Genomic DNA, 16,254 nt, shown 5'->3' on the forward strand with positions numbered 1-16,254 from the left:
CTCTCGGGCCGCGAGATCCCGGGCCCTCTGAGTTCCGGGGCCCTGCCCGTGTTCCGGGCCCTGTCCCGACCCGGCCCCGGGCCCCGACCGGGTACCCGGGGCGCCCGGGGAGCGCCTGGCGTCAAGGCGGGGTCGACCGGCGCCGGATCCTGTTCCCGAGCCAGACGAGCGGGTCGTACTTGCGGTCCACCGCCCGTTCCTTCAGCGGGATCAGCGCGTTGTCCGTGATCCTGATGCCCTCGGGGCACACCTCGGTGCAGCACTTGGTGATGTTGCAGTAACCGAGCCCGTGCTCGTCCTGCGCCGTGCGTCCCCGGTCCAGGCCCGAGGCGTCGGCCGCGTCCAGCGGATGCATGTCCAGCTCCGCCACCCGCATCAGGAACCGCGGTCCGGCGAAGGCCTGCTTGTTCTCCTCGTGGTCGCGGACGACATGGCAGGTGTCCTGGCACAGGAAGCACTCGATGCACTTGCGGAACTCCTGGGACCGCTCCACGTCCTCCTGCGTCATCCGGTACTCGCCGGGCGCGACCCCCTCCGGCGGTACGAAGGCCGGGACCTCCCTGGCCTTGGTGTAGTTGAAGCCGACGTCCGTCACGAGGTCGCGGATCACCGGGAAGGCCCGCAGCGGCGTCACGGTGATCGTCTCGTCCCGCGTGAAGACCGACATCCGGGTCATGCACAGCAGCCGCGGGCGGCCGTTGATCTCCGCCGAGCACGAACCGCACTTGCCCGCCTTGCAGTTCCAGCGGACGGCGAGGTCGGGGGTCTGGGTGGCCTGCAGCCGGTGCACGATGTCGAGGACCACCTCGCCGTCGTGCACCTCCACCCGGAAGTCCTCCAGGCCGCCGCCCCGCACGTCCCCCCGCCACACCTTGAAGCGGGCCTCATAGCTGCTCACTCGTACAGCTCCTCTTCGGTGAGGTACTTGACCAGCTCCTCCTTCTCGAAGAGGGCGAGCAGGTCGGGGCGGATGGGTTCGGTGGTCTCACGGGTGAGGGTGATCTGGCCGCGCACGCTGCCGGTGGCCGCGAGACCGCCCGTGGGGTCGGTGAGCGCGCACAGCAGGTTGACGTTGCGCCAGGTGCGCTCCATCGCCGCGTGGTCCTCACGGGTGTGGCCGCCGCGCGACTCGGTGCGCTCCAGCGCCGCCCGGGCCACGCACTCGCTGACCAGCAGCATGTTCCTGAGGTCCAGGGCGAGGTGCCAGCCCGGGTTGAACTGCCGGTGCCCCTCGACCCCGGCCCGGCGGGCCCGTACCCGCAGCGCGGCGAGCTTCTCCAGGGCCTGCTCCATCTCGTGCTCGCGGCGGATGATGCCGACCAGGTCGTTCATCGTCTGCTGGAGTTCCTGGTGCAGGGTGTACGGGTTCTCCGGCGGCCCCTCGTCGGGTCCCCCGCCCTCCGCGGAGAACGGCCGCAGTGCCTCCGCGGCGGCGGCGTCCACCTGGACGTCGTCCACCCGGGGCCGCTCCCGACCCCGCCCCCGCCCGTGTCCCGCCGCGTGCTCGGCCGCGTGCCGGCCCGCCCGGCGCCCGAACACCAGCAGGTCGGAGAGGGAGTTGCCGCCCAGCCGGTTGGAGCCGTGCATGCCGCCGGCCACCTCGCCGGCCGCGAACAGCCCCGGCACCCCGCGCGCCGCCGCCGTGTCCGAGTCGACGGCGATGCCGCCCATCACGTAGTGGCAGGTGGGCCCGACCTCCATCGCCTCCGCCGTGATGTCGACGTCCGCCAGCTCCTTGAACTGGTGGTACATCGACGGCAGCCGGCGTCTGATGACCTCGGCCGGCATCCGGGTGGACACGTCCAGGAAGACCCCGCCGTGCGGGGAGCCGCGGCCCGCCTTCACCTCGGCGTTGATCGCGCGGGCGACCTCGTCGCGGGGGAGCAGTTCGGGGGGACGGCGGTGGTGGTCCGGGTCGTCGTACCAGCGGTCGCCCTCCTCCTCGGACTCGGCGTACTTCTCCTTGAAGACGTCCGGCACGTAGTCGAACATGAAGCGCTTGCCGTCGGAGTTGCGCAGCACCCCGCCGTCGCCGCGCACCGACTCCGTGACCAGGATGCCCTTCACCGACGGCGGCCAGACCATGCCCGTCGGGTGGAACTGCACGAACTCCATGTTGAGCAGCGGGGCCCCGGCCAGCAGCGCCAGCGCGTGGCCGTCGCCGGTGTACTCCCACGAGTTCGACGTCACCTTGAAGGACTTGCCGATGCCGCCCGTGGCGAGGACCACGGCGGGTGCCCGAAGGACGAAGAAGCGCCCGGACTCCCGCTCGTAGCCGAAGACACCGGAAACATGACGGCCGTCCTTGAGCACGCGGGTGACCGTGCACTCCTGGAAGACCCTCAGCCGGGACTCGTGGTCGCCGGTCTCCCGGAAGTCCTCCTGCTGGAGGGCGACGATCTTCTGCTGGAGGGTGCGGATCAGCTCCAGGCCGGTGCGGTCGCCGACGTGCGCGAGGCGCGGGTACTCGTGGCCGCCGAAGTTGCGCTGCGAGATCCGGCCGTCCTTCGTCCGGTCGAACAGCGCGCCCCAGGTCTCCAGCTCCCACACCCGCTGCGGCGCCTCTTGGGCGTGCAGCTCGGCCATCCGCCACTGGTTGAGGAACTTCCCGCCGCGCAGGGTGTCGCGGAAGTGGACCTTCCAGTTGTCGCCGGTGTTGACGTTGGCCATGGCGGCGGCGATCCCGCCCTCGGCCATCACGGTGTGGGCCTTGCCGAACAGCGACTTGCAGATCACCGCCGTACGGGCGCCCCGCTCGCGTGCCTCGACGGCGGCGCGCAGTCCGGCGCCGCCCGCACCGACCACGACGACGTCCCATTCCTGCCGGTCGACCACGGGCATCAGGCAGTCCCCACTCAGCTAGAAGAAACCTAGAAGAAACGCGGATCGTCGAAGGCGCCGGACGCGACGAGGTAGACGTAGAGGTCGGCGACCGCCACGCTCACCAGCGACGCCCAGGCGAGCTGCATGTGCCGGGCGTTCAGCCGGCCCACCCACTGCCACATCCGGTAGCGCACGGGATGCCGGGAGAAGTGCTTGAGTTTGCCGCCGACGATGTGCCGGCAGGAGTGGCAGGAGACGGTGTACGCCCAGATCAGCGCGATGTTGACCAGGAAGACGAGGGTGCCGAGCCCCATGTGGCCCCACGCGTAGTCCTCGTCGCGGAAGGCGAGGGCGGTGTCGTAGGTCAGCACCAGGGCGACCAGGAGCGCCGCGTAGAAGAAGTACCGGTGGATGTTCTGCAGGATCAGCGGGAAGCGGGTCTCCCCGGTGTACTTCTTGTGCGGTTCGGCGACCGCGCAGGCCGGCGGGGACGCCCAGAAGCCCCGGTAGTAGGCCTTGCGGTAGTAGTAGCAGGTCAGGCGGAAGCCGAGCGGGAAGATCAGGATGAGGATCGCCGGTGAGAGGCCCCACCAGCCGCCGACGACCTCCCAGTTGGGTCCGCCGCGCATCGGCTCGCAGTTCTCGGCGAGGCACGGGGAGTAGAACGGCGAGACGTACGGCGCCGCGTAGTAGTCCGCGTTCGACAGGGCCCGCCAGGTCGAGTAGACGACGAAGGCGAGCAGCCCGGCCGCGGTGGCGGCCGGGGCCAGCCACCAGCGGTCGGTCCGCAGGTGCGGAGCGGCGATCGCGGCGCGGGTACCGGTTCTCACGCCGGTGCGTCGGGGTGGGGGTTCTGTGGCGGGAGGTTCCGTGCCAGTGGCCACTTGTCCGCTCCGGTCGGGGTCAGGGGGCGCGGCGGGTCCTGCGGGGTGGACGGGTGACTCGAACGGGATCAGGGGGCGCGGCGGTCGCGCGCGCCGAGCCCCTCGTCGTCGATGTCCACCCACAGGGACGGGTCGTACGGCGCGTCGGAGATGGTGACGAGATCGGTCCGCTTCGGTACGCCGGCCGTGCTGGCGGCCGTCTCCCGGAGCAGCGCGACGCTCTCGCGCAGGTGGTTGGTGTCGGCCCGGACGCGGCGCATCTCCAGGCCGCCGCTGCCGAGCTGCTTCTCCAGGCGCCCCACCGACCGGATCAGGTCGTCGAGACTGCGCTGGACGGATACCAGTTCGTCGTGCACGGACATGACTTGCCCTCACTTCCCGCGGGTCCTTCAGGTCCTTCAGGCCCAAGGCGGCAACGTTCGTGCGCCTGAGAGTGTTGCGCGTCACACCTTGCGCTGTGAAGGGATGTGCATCGATTGGCCGAGGCGCACGGGTGCACCGCGCGGTGTCGTGCGCCGTGCGGGTGACCTTTCGGTCCACGGCCGTCGTGTCGCTCCCGGTTGCCGAACCCTTTCCTCTTCAGTGGCCGCATACATCAGATGAAATCCAAATACCACCAAAAGTGATCGTAACGCCCGCGGCTTCACGGAGGTAACCCAGAGATGTCCCACGACGGCGTCGGCCCGCGCGCGGTCATGCGCTCGGTCGCCCTCCTCACCGCGGGCGCGCTCGCACTGCCCGCGCTGGCCGGATGCAGCTCCGACGACGACCCGGCCGGCCGGCCCCTCGCCGGCGGGGACATCGCCCACGCCGACCGCGCGCGGATCGCCGACGGCGGCACCCTGCGCTGGGCCGTGGACTCCGTCCCGGAGACCCTGAACGTCTTCCAGGCGGACGCCGACGCCACCACCACCCGGATCGCCCAGGCCGTACTGCCGTCGATGTACCGGATGGACGGCCGGGGGCGTCCGGCACGCAACCCCGACTACCTGGAGTCCGCCGAGGTCGTCGAGACCGAGCCCAGGCAGGTCGTCCTCTACAAGCTCAACCAGCAGGCCGTCTGGAGCGACGGCCGGGAGATCGGCGCCGCCGACTTCGCCGCCCAGTGGCGCGCCCTGTCCGGCAAGGACTCCGCCTACTGGACCGCCCGCAACGCCGGCTACGACCGCATCGAGAAGATCCAGCGCGGCAAGAGCGACCTGGAGGTCAAGGTCACCTTCAGCCGTCCCTACGCCGACTGGAGGTCGCTGTTCGCGCCGCTCTACCCCAAGGACGTCATGGGCGCCCCGGACTCCTTCAACGACGGGGCCCGCACGAAGCTGAAGGTCACCGCCGGCCCGTTCGAGGTGAAGAAGGTCGACCGCAAGACCGACGAGGTCACCCTCACCCGCAACGCCCGCTGGTGGGGCGAGCCGGCCCGGCTCTCCACGATCGTGCTGCGCGAGGTCCCCCGCGACGAACGGATCGCCGCGCTCACCGACGGAACCCTGGACCTGGCCGAGATCGACGCCCCGGCCGCCCGCCGCATCTCCGTCGCCGCCGGCCCGCAGGACACGGACGCGGACGCGAGCAAGAGCGCGAGCGAGAGTGCGAGCGCGCGGGGCGGTGGGGTCGCGGGCGGTACATCCCTGATGGGACCCCGGGCCGCCGGGTTCGGGGCCGGGCGGTCCGCGGCCGGGGCCCTGCGCTCCTGGGCCCTCGCGAACGGCTCCGACGAGGAGGCCGCCGACGAGGAGACCTCCGCCCGCGCGGAGCAGCGCGAGGCCGCCGCGGAGCTCGCGCGCGAGGAGCGGGCCCTCAGCGGTTTCGAGGTGCGCAAGTCGCTGGAGCCCGCCTACACCCAGCTCGCCCTCAACGGAGCCGAGGGCCCCCTCGCCGACGACCGGGTCCGCCGCGCCGTGGCCCGCGCCCTGGACCGGCGGGACCTGGCGGAAGCGGTCCTGAAACCGCTCGGCCTGCCCGCCGAGCCCGTCGGCAGCCACCTCGCGCTTTCCGGGCAGGCCGCCTACGCCGACGGCAGCGGCGCCCTCGGCGACCAGAACGCCAAGGAGGCGAGGGCCCTGCTCGCGGACGCCGGCTGGGTACCGGGCGGCCCGGTGAAGAAGGACGAGCAGGCCGCCGGCGCAGAGGGCAGGAAGGCGGAATCGTCCGACGAGGCTTCCGACAAGGACAAGGACAAGGACTCCGGGAACGGCGACGACGACGGCACGTACATCGTCGGCGAGGACGAGGAAGGGGACGCCGAGGACCACGAGGGTGACGGCGGGGACGACGGAAACAACGGCGACGACGACCACCTCGCCCAGGACGGCACCCAGCACACGCGGCTGAGCCGGGGCGGCGCCCCCGGCGCCTACGCCCCCGTGGGCACCGCCGCCCCCGTCCAGGCGGAGGACGCCCCGCTCGCCAAGGACGGCAAGGCGCTCACGCTCGACTTCGTGCTCCCCTCCGGCCCCGGCTCGGAGGTCCTCGGCACCGTGGCGGACCGGATCACGAAGATGCTGGAGCGGGTCGGCATCCGTACGGAGATCACCGAGGTCGACGACGAGAGCTATTTCACGGACCACATCGCCTCCGGTGAGTACGACCTCGCCCTCTACTCCTGGCCCGCGACCGCCTACCCCGCCACCGACGCCCGCCCCGTCTACGCCAAGCCGGTCCCGGCCGCCGACGGCTCGCTGAACGTCGGGCAGAACTACACCCGCGTCGGCACCGACCAGGTCGACCAGCTCTTCGACCAGGCCCTCGCGACGCTCGACGACGCGAAGCGCGCCGAACTGCTCCGCAAGGCGGACGCCCGTATCTGGGCGGCGGCCGGCTCGATCCCCCTCTACCAGCGCCCCCAGCTCACCGCCGCCCGCAAGGACCTGGCCAACACCGGCGCGTTCGGTTTCCGTACCCCGGTCTACGAGGACATGGGGTACCTGAAGAAGGGAGCGCAGGGCCAGACCGGCACACCGTGGGGGGAGGCCCCCGAGCCCTTCGGCTCCGGTTCCGCCTCGGAGCGGGATCCGGAGTCGGAACGGGAATCGGACTCGGAGCCGGAATCGGACCCGGAGCCGGAATCGGACCCCGAATCGGAGCCGGAGTCGGATTCCTGATCAGTCCTGATCACCCCGTGTGACGGCCCGTGTGACGGCCCGTGCGGCCGGTCCGGACGAGGAGGGCGAGCCCCCGGTGCCGGGGGCCCGTACCATGGGGGGTGGCCGCGGCGTGTCCAGCCCGGCAGGGCCCGCGCACCGCAGCCGTCTGCGCAGGGCATTCCTCACCATTCCGGGAGTACGCCTTTTATGGCCACGCGCCACGACATCCGCAACGTCGCCATCGTCGCCCACGTCGACCACGGCAAGACCACCATCGTCGACGGCATGCTGAAGCAGGCCGGCGCCTTCGCCGCGCACCAGCTCGACTCGGTCGACGACCGCATGATGGACTCGAACGACCTGGAGCGTGAGAAGGGCATCACGATCCTCGCCAAGAACACGGCGGTGAAGTACCACCCCAAGGACGGCGGGGACCTGATCACGATCAACATCATCGACACCCCCGGCCACGCCGACTTCGGTGGCGAGGTCGAGCGCGGTCTGTCGATGGTCGACGGTGTCGTGCTGCTCGTCGACGCCTCCGAGGGCCCGCTGCCGCAGACCCGCTTCGTGCTGCGCAAGGCGCTCCAGCAGCGGCTGCCGATCATCCTCTGCATCAACAAGACGGACCGTCCGGACGCCCGTATCGACGAGGTGGTCAACGAGACCTACGACCTCTTCCTCGACCTGGACGCCGACGAGGAGCAGATCGAGTTCCCGATCGTCTACGCCTGCGGCCGTGACGGGGTCGCCTCGCTGACCAAGCCGGAGGACGGCACGGTCCCGGCCGACTCGGACTCGCTCGAGCCGTTCTTCTCCACCATCCTGTCGCACATCCCGGCCCCCACCTACGACGAGGGCGCCCCGCTCCAGGCCCACGTCACCAACCTCGACGCCGACAACTTCCTCGGCCGGATCGCGCTGCTGCGCGTGCACCAGGGCGAGCTGAAGAAGGGGCAGACCGTCGCGTGGATGAAGCGCGACGGGACCGTGTCCAACGTGCGCATCTCCGAGCTGATGATGACCGAGGCGCTCACCCGCAAGCCCGCCGAGAAGGCCGGCCCCGGTGACATCTGCGCGGTCGCCGGTATCCCGGAGATCATGATCGGCGAGACCCTGGCCGACCCGGAGACCCCGGTTCCGCTGCCGCTGATCACGGTGGACGAGCCCGCGATCTCCATGACCATCGGCACCAACACCTCGCCGCTGGTCGGCCGCGGCGGCACCGGCAAGGGCGCGGACGCGAAGGCGGCCGTGAAGGACCGCAAGGTCACCGCCCGCCAGGTCAAGGACCGCCTGGACCGCGAGCTCATCGGCAACGTGTCGCTGCGCGTCCTGGACACCGGCCGCCCCGACGCCTGGGAGGTGCAGGGCCGCGGCGAGCTGGCACTGGCGATCCTGGTCGAGCAGATGCGCCGGGAGGGCTACGAGCTGACCGTCGGCAAGCCGCAGGTCGTCACCCGCGAGATCGACGGCAAGGTGCACGAGCCCGTCGAGCGCATGACGATCGACGTGCCCGAGGAGCACATGGGCGCGGTCACGCAGGTGATGGGCGTCCGCAAGGGCCGGATGGACAACATGTCGAACCACGGCTCCGGCTGGGTGCGTCTGGAGTTCGTGGTGCCCTCGCGCGGTCTGATCGGCTTCCGTACCGAGTTCCTCACGCAGACCCGCGGCACCGGCATCGCGCACTCCATCCACGAGGGCCACGAGCCCTGGTTCGGACCGCTGCAGACCCGGAACAACGGCTCCCTGGTCGCCGACCGCTCCGGCGCGGTCACCGCGTTCGCGATGACCAACCTGCAGGAGCGCGGCGTGCTGTTCGTCGAGCCCGGCACCGAGGTGTACGAGGGCATGATCGTCGGCGAGAACTCCCGCGCCGACGACATGGACGTCAACATCACCAAGGAGAAGAAGCTCACCAACATGCGGTCGTCCTCGGCGGACTCGTTCGAGGCGATCGTCCCGCCGCGCAAGCTGTCGCTGGAGCAGTCCCTGGAGTTCTGCCGCGACGACGAGTGCGTCGAGGTGACCCCGGAGTCGGTCCGTATCCGCAAGGTGAACCTGGACGGCCGCGAGCGCGCCCGTGCCGCGAGCCGCGCCAAGCACGGCTGACCCACCGTCCCGCGCAGGCACGCAGGCACGCGCACACAGCGCCGGGCACCCCTGCTCCCAGGGGTGCCCGGCGCTGTGTGCACCCGCACCGCGCGATGCCACCGTTCGATGTCATGGCGAAGGGGAGCAAAAGAGGAGGGTAGGGATAACCCTCGATCCGGCCGGGAGACGCCCCTGAAGTGGGCGATGCCCACTACCCTTCTCCCGGAGCGGACCGCGGTCGCGGCCGACGTGGTGCGGTTCACGTCCGGAGTGTCACGGTCCGAGGCCGGGGTCAACGGCTCTGCCGCCCGGCATGCTGAGTGCACGTCAGCCCTGCGAGGGATCCTGCACGGCGATCACACCCCCCGCAACGGCTTTTCCCGCGCAAGGTGTCCGCTATGCGGACGGTTGGCGCCGATAGATGTGTAACAAGTCCGTTTCGCAGGGATCTCTTCCGAAACCCTTTGTCCGGATTTTGGAAGATGTAGGGCCCAGCTGTGATCGAACCGAGACCTCGTGGGTGTGGTTCGGCTCTGTCGCATGGCAGATAGTTAGGCGCGTAGAGCTCGGCCGAACGGGTCACGCGTCGAGGGCGCGGGCTCGCGAGCCAGGGGGCACCTGATGATCTCCGACACCGGCGACGGGCGGTGGACGAAGACGTGTCGAGTGCTCCCCTTTGCGGTGAACCAGTGGATTCATGAGGAGGAACCCATGCGAGGTGCCACAAGCGCCATATGGGTCGCGTCGTCCCCGATGACAGGTGTAGGCCCCGTGGGTACGTTCAGTGCTGTTCCCGCTCCCGCGGCCGAGGCAACGATCCGGCGTCGCGAACTTCCTTGACTGTCCGGTCCGTGACCGGCCGGAGCCGGCCACGGACCAGGGTTCCCCGGCGGTGGGGTTCACCTCCAGTCGCTGATCCAGTCGCGCGCTTCAATGACGTACGCCGTGCGAAGGTCGTCGGACCGCTTGTGTACCGCCGACGACCTCCAACACCTGTGAAACGGACGAATCATGACGAGTCCAACCGAGATCGAGGGGGCTGTGGCCTCTCCCGTCTTGGACAAAGAGAGCGGACCGCAGGGCGACGCCCAGGAGCCGAAGAAGCTCGAGGGCCGCAGCCCCGGGCAGCTGATGTGGGCGCGCTTCAAGCGCGACCGCACCGGAGTGGTCTCCGCCTTCGTCGTCCTGTTCTTCTTCGCGATCGCGGCAGCGGCGCCGCTGATCTCGAAGGCGTACGGCAAGGACCCGTACACGCTCTACGGACAGGAGAACCCGGACCTCCTGGACATGTTCACCATGCCGGCGGCGCCCTTCGGCGGCATCACCGGCGAGTTCTGGTTCGGGATCGAGCCGGGCCTGGGTCGTGACGTGTTCACGCAGCTGGTGTACGGCATCCGGACCTCGCTGTTCACGGCGCTGGCCGCGGCGCTGCTGGTCACCCTCATCGGTGTGCTGATCGGTCTCGTCGGGGGCTATTTCGGCGGCAAGGTCGACTACTGGCTCGGCCGGGTGACCGACTTCTTCATGGCCCTGCCCAACCAGCTCTTCTTCGTCGCCGCGATGCCGGTCATCACCACGGTGTTCGTCGCTCCCGACGAGGAGACGCCCACCTACGTGCGGGCCAGTGCGATCATCATCGTGCTCTCGTTCCTGGGCTGGATGAGCATGGCCCGGATCGTCCGCGCGGCCACGCTGTCGCTGCGCGACCGGGAGTTCATCGAGGCGGCGCGCATCTCCGGGGCCTCGCCCTGGCGGATCATCCGCAAGGAACTGCTGCCCAACATCGTCACGCCGGTGCTGGTCCAGGCGACCCTCGCACTGCCGTCCCTCATCCTCAGCATCGCCTTCCTCTCTTTCGTGGGCGTCGGATACGTCGAACCCACGCCGGACTGGGGCCGCATGTTCGCCATCGGGGCCGACATCGTCGAGCAGGACCCGTACTACATGCTCTTCCCCGGAGTGGCCATGGTGATCTTCATCGTGGCCTTCAACCTCCTCGGTGACTCGGTGCGGGACGCGTTCGATCCCAAGACGGGCCGCTGAGTCCGGGGACTCCTCATCCTTGCCCCGGTCGGCTTCGGTGCCACCCGGCCCGCTTCCGGCCAGTAACAACCACGCTCACTACTCACAGGCAGGTGGATTCGACTCCATGAGCATCTTCCGAAACCGCACCGCTACAGCCGCGATTGTCGCGGTGGCGGCCGGCGCCCTGACCCTCACCGCGTGCGGCGGTGGCGACGGCGGCAGCTCGGCCAAGGACACCAGCAAGCAGAAGAAGGACGCCGCCGCCCAGTCGAAGCCGGTGCAGATCGGCGATGCCAAGGCGTCGACCGGTCCGGCCCCCGAGGTCCCCGGCGCCAAGCCCGGCGGCACCGCGGTCGTCTACCAGGAGTCGGACTTCTCGCACCTGGACCCGGGCCAGATCTACGTCTCGGACGGCAAGCTGCTCAGCCGTCTGATCTACCGCGGTCTGACCCAGTACGACGAGGACGACGAGGGCAACCTGACCGTCGTGGGCGACCTCGCCACCGACGCGGGCAAGGTCTCCGACGGCGGCAAGACCTGGACCTACACGCTCAAGGACGACCTCAAGGACGAGAACGGCGACCCGATCAACTCGGCGGACATCCGCCACTCGATCGAGCGCATGTACGCGTCGTTCATCACCGACGGCCCGACCTACCTGCAGCAGTGGCTGTCCGGTGCCGGTACCACCTACCGCGACGCCTACGAGGGTCCGTTCAAGGGCAAGCACCTGCCCGACGACGTCCTGGAGACGCCGGACGACAAGACGGTCGTCTTCCACTTCAAGGACGCGCAGCCCGACCTCCCGCAGCTGCTGACCATGCCCGGTTACGCGGTGGTGCCCGAGGAGTCGGACACCAAGGAGAAGTACGACACCGACCCGGTCGCCACCGGTCCGTACAAGATCGCCGACTTCAAGCCGGGCAAGTCCATGAAGCTGGTCAAGAACGACCAGTGGGACGCGAAGTCCGACTCGGTGCGTCACCAGTACGTCGACGGTTTCGACATCTCGATGAACCACGACGACGAGGACCAGACCAAGACCCTGCTCGCCGACCAGGGCGAGGCCAAGAACGCGATGATGTTCACGGGTCAGGTCGCCACCACGCAGCTGCAGAAGGTGGTGGGCGACAAGGAGGTCATGGACAACCGCACGATCCAGGGCTACGCGCCCTACGTGTGGCAGCTCAACTTCAACATGGACCGCGTCAAGGACAAGAAGCTGCGTGACGCGATCACCCTGGCCATCCCCTCCTCCTCGGTCTTCAAGGCCGACGGTGGCGCCTACGGCGGTGAGGTCGCCAACTCGCTGATGTCGCCCACCACCCCGGGCTACGACGAGTCCTACGACCCGTTCAACCGTGCCAAGAAGCCCAACGGCGACATCGCGGCCGCCAAGAAGCTGATCGACGAAGGCGGCTTCGCGGGCAAGAAGCTCGTCTACGCCTACGCCAACAGCCCGGTCCGTCAGCAGCAGTCCGTGCTGATCGCCGACGCGCTGGAGAAGATCGGTCTCGACATCCAGAAGAAGGAGATCGACGCCGCCACCTGGTACGAGCAGATCGGCAAGGTCGACAACGGCCTCGACCTGTACATGACCGGCTGGGGCCAGGACTGGCCGTCCGCGAACACCGTCTTCCCGCCGCTGTACGACGGCACGCAGATCCAGGACGGTGCGTCGAACTACGCGCACATCAACGACGACCACGTCAACTCCGAGATCGCGCGCATCCAGAAGATCACCGACACCACCGAGGCCACGAAGGCCTGGGCCGAGCTGAACGAGTACATCTCGGACGAGGTCAACCCGGCCGCCCCGATGTACTACACCAAGGTCTTCCAGATCTTCGGCTCGAACATCGGCGGCATCCGCTACAGCTCGGACTCGAGCTACGTGGACGTCACCCGGATCTTCCTGAAGAAGTAGTAGCCGGCTCGTAGGGAAACCGGGGGTGGGCGCGCGGCGGAGCGCCCACCCCCGGGGCCCGGTTCCTGTCCCGACCTCCCCAACCGACTGCCGCCGTCCTGAGAGCAGCTTTCTGCCATGCTTCAATTCCTCATTCGCCGGACATTCGGCGCGGCGCTGATTCTGCTGTTGATCAGTGCGTTCACGTTCTTCATGTTCTTCGCGATCCCGCAGGACCCGGCCCTGCTGGCCTGTGGCAAGAACTGCACCCCGGACGCGCTGGAGATCATCCACAAGAACCTGGGCCTCGACAAGCCGGTCACCGTCCAGTACTGGATCTTCCTCTCCGGCATCTTCACCGGTCGGGACTTCGCCGTCGGCCACTGCGACGCCCCCTGCTTCGGCGTCTCCTTCGCCAACAACCAGAACGTCTGGGACACGATCATGGATCGTTTCCCGCTCACCCTCTCGCTGACCGTCGGCGGCCTGGTGGTCTTCCTCATCCTCGGTCTCGGCGCCGGCATGCTGGCCGCCAAGTTCCGCGGCACCTGGCTGGACAAGACCTTCAGCAGCGGTTCGCTGGTCCTCAGCTCACTGCAGATCTACTTCCTCGGCCCGCTCGTGATGCTCGCCTTCGTCTACAGCACCGGCTGGCTGGACAAGCCGAAGTACGTGCCGTTCTCCGAGGACCTCGGCGGCTGGTTCATGGGTCTGCTGATCCCCTGGGTCGTCATGGCGACCATCTTCACCGCCAACTACACGCGCATGAGTCGTTCCTCGATGATCGAGCAGCTCCAGGAAGAGCATGTGAAGGCGGCCCGCGCCAAGGGCATGTCGGGCAACTACGTCTTCATGCGGTACGCCTGGCGCGGATCCCTCATCCCCATCGTCACCATCCTCGGCATCGACCTGGCCTCGCTGCTGGCGGGCGGCATGGTGACGGAGAAGACCTTCAGCCTGGCCGGTCTCGGCCGGCTCGCGCTGGACTCCGTCATCAACAAGGACCTGCCGATGCTGATGGGCGTCATGCTGTTCAGCGCGGCCCTCATCATCCTCTTCAACCTGATCGTGGACGCCCTGTACGCCGTCATCGACCCGCGCGTGCGTCTGTCCTAGGAGAACCACCGTGACCACTCTGACCAAGCCCGACGAGGACGCGGCCCCCGCCGCGGGGGAAGCCTTCCTGTCGGTGCGTGACCTCAAGGTCCACTTCTCCACCGACGACGGCATCGTCAAGGCGGTGGACGGCCTCTCCTTCGGCCTGGAGCGCGGCAGGACCCTCGGCATCGTGGGCGAGTCCGGCTCCGGCAAGTCGGTGACCAACCTGGCCGTCCTGGGCCTGCACAACCGCAGGAAGACCGCCATCGAGGGGTCGATCAAGCTGGACGGTCAGGAGCTGACCGACGCCAGTGAGAAGCAGCTGGAGACGCTGCGCGGCAAGAAGATGGCGATGATCTTCCAGGACGCGCTCACCGCGCTGTCGCCGTACTACACGGTCGGCCGCCAGATCGCCGAGCCGTTCATGAAGCACACCGGCGCCTCCAAGAGGGACGCCCGGGAGCGCGCCATCGACCTGCTGGAGAAGGTCGGCATCCCGCACCCGAGGCAGCGGGTCGACGACTACCCGCACCAGTTCTCCGGCGGTATGCGCCAGCGCGCCATGATCGCCATGTCGCTCTCCTGCAACCCCGACCTGCTCATCGCCGACGAGCCGACCACGGCGCTCGACGTGACGGTGCAGGCGCAGATCCTCGACCTGCTCAAGGACCTCCAGCAGGAGTTCGGCTCCGCGATCATCATGATCACCCACGACCTGGGCGTGGTCGCCAACATGGCCGACGACATCCTGGTGATGTACGCCGGCCGGGCCGTCGAGCGCGGCACGGTGCGCGAGGTGCTCAAGAACCCCCAGCACCCGTACACCTGGGGCCTGCTGGGGTCGATGCCGCGGCTCACCTCCGACGTGGACGAGCCGCTGATGCCGATCCCCGGCTCGCCGCCGTCGCTGCTCAACCCGCCCCCGGGGTGCGCGTTCCACCCGCGGTGCGGCTTCACCGACCTGGTTTCCGGCAGCCGTTGCCCGGGTGAGCGTCCTGAGCTCGCCCCGGGGCGCGCGGCTGCCTGCCATCTGACGGTGGAACAGCGGCAGCAGGTGTTCATCGACAAGATTCAGCCCCGGCTGGGCTGAGCTGAAACCGGCGACTGGGGCATCACCATGAGCGACACAACCAAGACGACCACGGCGGTCGCCGACGAGGTCCCGCAGCAGCGGGACGGCGACGCCGCACCGCTTCTGCAGGTCAAGGGCCTGAGGAAGCACTTCCCGATCAAGGGCGGCTTCCCGATCCGGCGTACCGTCGGCGCGGTCAAGGCCGTCGACGGCGTCGATTTCGAGGTCTTCCCCGGGGAGAGCCTCGGCCTCGTCGGTGAGTCCGGCTGCGGCAAGTCGACCACCGGCCGGCTGCTGACCCGTCTGTACGAGCCCACCGAGGGCACCGTCGCGTACAAGGGCCAGGACATCAGCCACGCGAGCCGGGCCAAGCTGGCGCCGATCAGGTCCGAGATCCAGATGATCTTCCAGGACCCGTACACGGCGCTGAACCCGCGCCAGACCGTGGGCACGATCATCTCGGGCCCGATGGAGATCAACGGGATCAACCCGCCCGGCGGACGCGAGAAGCGGGTCCGGGAGCTCCTGGAGATCGTCGGTCTCAACCCGGAGCACTACAACCGCTTCCCGCACGAGTTCTCCGGGGGCCAGCGCCAGCGCATCGGTGTCGCGCGTGCCGTCGCCCTGGAGCCGAAGCTGATCGTCGCCGACGAGCCGGTCTCGGCCCTCGACGTGTCGATCCAGGCCCAGGTGATCAACCTGCTGCAGAAGGTGCAGCGGGAGATGGGGATCGCGTTCGTCTTCATCGCCCACGACCTGGCGATCGTGCGGCACTTCTCGCAGCGCGTCGCGGTGATGTACCTCGGCAAGATCGTGGAGATCGCGGACCGCGACTCGCTCTACAACCGGCCCCGGCACCCCTACACGCACGCGCTGCTGTCGGCCGTGCCCGAGGTGGACCTCGACGCGGACAAGCGGGAGCGCATCCGCCTGCAGGGCGACGTGCCCTCGCCGATCTCGCCGCCCTCCGGCTGCCGGTTCCGTACGCGGTGCTGGAAGGCGCAGGACAAGTGCGCGACCGAGGAGCCGCCGCTGGTCCAGATCTCCGGCAGCAGGCCGGGGCACCTGACCGCCTGCCACTTCCCGGAGGAGCCGACCATCACGGCCCGCGGCGAGGACGTCGTCATGGACCCGGCGCTCGCGGCCCTGGAGGAGGACGTCCACTCCGCCGACTCCGCCGTCGAGAAGGCCTGACGTCCGGGCCGCCGTCCGCGACGACGGCCCGGCCCGCTGACGACACCCGGCACCCGGCACCCCGTACAGGGG

At 69.2% G+C, this 16,254-nt stretch carries 11 protein-coding genes; 7 read left to right on the top strand and 4 right to left on the bottom strand.

The features are described from left to right. Positions 1 to 121: 121 nt before the first annotated feature. The 4 genes from TU30_RS21930 to TU30_RS21945 all read right to left on the bottom strand — a co-directional run bounded on the left by TU30_RS21930 (position 122) and on the right by TU30_RS21945 (position 4,069). Positions 122 to 898 carry a succinate dehydrogenase/fumarate reductase iron-sulfur subunit gene (locus TU30_RS21930; RefSeq protein ID WP_042172634.1) on the bottom strand — a complete coding sequence of 259 codons (777 nt, stop codon included), beginning with the start codon at positions 896 to 898 and terminating at the stop codon, positions 122 to 124. After that, complete coding sequence (locus TU30_RS21935) at positions 895 to 2,841, bottom strand: fumarate reductase/succinate dehydrogenase flavoprotein subunit (RefSeq protein WP_042172636.1); 1,947 nt, start codon at positions 2,839 to 2,841, stop codon at positions 895 to 897. The genes TU30_RS21930 and TU30_RS21935 overlap by 4 nt, the downstream gene beginning before the upstream one ends. A gap of 29 nt (positions 2,842 to 2,870) precedes the next feature. Next, a complete protein-coding gene (locus TU30_RS21940) occupies positions 2,871 to 3,707 on the bottom strand; it encodes a hypothetical protein (protein WP_042172638.1) in 837 nt (278 codons plus the stop codon). Between the two features lie 68 nt (positions 3,708 to 3,775). Beyond that, positions 3,776 to 4,069 carry a hypothetical protein gene (locus tag TU30_RS21945; protein ID WP_042172640.1) on the bottom strand — a complete coding sequence of 98 codons (294 nt, stop codon included), beginning with the start codon at positions 4,067 to 4,069 and terminating at the stop codon, positions 3,776 to 3,778. Between the two features lie 300 nt (positions 4,070 to 4,369). Here TU30_RS21945 and TU30_RS21950 point away from each other — a divergent pair, with 300 nt between their 5' ends. The 7 genes from TU30_RS21950 to TU30_RS21980 all read left to right on the top strand — a co-directional run bounded on the left by TU30_RS21950 (position 4,370) and on the right by TU30_RS21980 (position 16,182). Beyond that, positions 4,370 to 6,808: an ABC transporter substrate-binding protein gene (locus tag TU30_RS21950; protein ID WP_078878427.1), complete on the top strand. Its 2,439-nt coding sequence runs from the start codon at positions 4,370 to 4,372 to the stop codon at positions 6,806 to 6,808. Between the two features lie 189 nt (positions 6,809 to 6,997). Continuing rightward, positions 6,998 to 8,905, top strand: coding sequence for a translational GTPase TypA (gene typA / locus TU30_RS21955; protein WP_042172642.1), 1,908 nt, complete (start codon positions 6,998 to 7,000; stop codon positions 8,903 to 8,905). A gap of 993 nt (positions 8,906 to 9,898) precedes the next feature. Then, on the top strand, positions 9,899 to 10,930 hold the full coding sequence (locus TU30_RS21960) for an ABC transporter permease (protein ID WP_042172644.1): 1,032 nt from the start codon (positions 9,899 to 9,901) through the stop codon (positions 10,928 to 10,930). Between the two features lie 106 nt (positions 10,931 to 11,036). Further along, entirely contained in the window at positions 11,037 to 12,839 is a 1,803-nt protein-coding gene (locus TU30_RS21965) for an ABC transporter substrate-binding protein (protein ID WP_042172646.1), read from the top strand. A gap of 117 nt (positions 12,840 to 12,956) precedes the next feature. Continuing rightward, a complete protein-coding gene (locus TU30_RS21970; protein WP_042172648.1) occupies positions 12,957 to 13,934 on the top strand; it encodes an ABC transporter permease in 978 nt (325 codons plus the stop codon). A 10-nt stretch (positions 13,935 to 13,944) separates the two neighbouring features. Further along, entirely contained in the window at positions 13,945 to 15,006 is a 1,062-nt protein-coding gene (locus TU30_RS21975) for an ABC transporter ATP-binding protein (protein ID WP_042172650.1), read from the top strand. A 27-nt stretch (positions 15,007 to 15,033) separates the two neighbouring features. Then, positions 15,034 to 16,182, top strand: a complete 1,149-nt coding sequence (locus TU30_RS21980) for an ABC transporter ATP-binding protein (protein WP_042172651.1) — start codon at positions 15,034 to 15,036, stop codon at positions 16,180 to 16,182. Positions 16,183 to 16,254 lie beyond the last annotated feature (72 nt).

The organism is Streptomyces sp. NBRC 110035, from assembly GCF_000829695.1.
Taxonomy (GTDB): domain Bacteria; phylum Actinomycetota; class Actinomycetes; order Streptomycetales; family Streptomycetaceae; genus Streptomyces.

What these genes read in the sequence shown, in the direction of transcription:
- TU30_RS21935 (WP_042172636.1), bottom strand. Translation starts at nt 2,841, where the DNA reads ATGCCCGTGGTCGACCGGCAGGAATGGGACGTCGTCGTGGTCGGTGCG.
- TU30_RS21945 (WP_042172640.1), bottom strand. Translation starts at nt 4,069, where the DNA reads ATGTCCGTGCACGACGAACTGGTATCCGTCCAGCGCAGTCTCGACGAC.
- TU30_RS21950 (WP_078878427.1), top strand. Translation starts at nt 4,370, where the DNA reads ATGTCCCACGACGGCGTCGGCCCGCGCGCGGTCATGCGCTCGGTCGCC.
- typA (WP_042172642.1), top strand. Translation starts at nt 6,998, where the DNA reads ATGGCCACGCGCCACGACATCCGCAACGTCGCCATCGTCGCCCACGTC.
- TU30_RS21960 (WP_042172644.1), top strand. Translation starts at nt 9,899, where the DNA reads ATGACGAGTCCAACCGAGATCGAGGGGGCTGTGGCCTCTCCCGTCTTG.
- TU30_RS21965 (WP_042172646.1), top strand. Translation starts at nt 11,037, where the DNA reads ATGAGCATCTTCCGAAACCGCACCGCTACAGCCGCGATTGTCGCGGTG.
- TU30_RS21970 (WP_042172648.1), top strand. Translation starts at nt 12,957, where the DNA reads ATGCTTCAATTCCTCATTCGCCGGACATTCGGCGCGGCGCTGATTCTG.
- TU30_RS21980 (WP_042172651.1), top strand. Translation starts at nt 15,034, where the DNA reads ATGAGCGACACAACCAAGACGACCACGGCGGTCGCCGACGAGGTCCCG.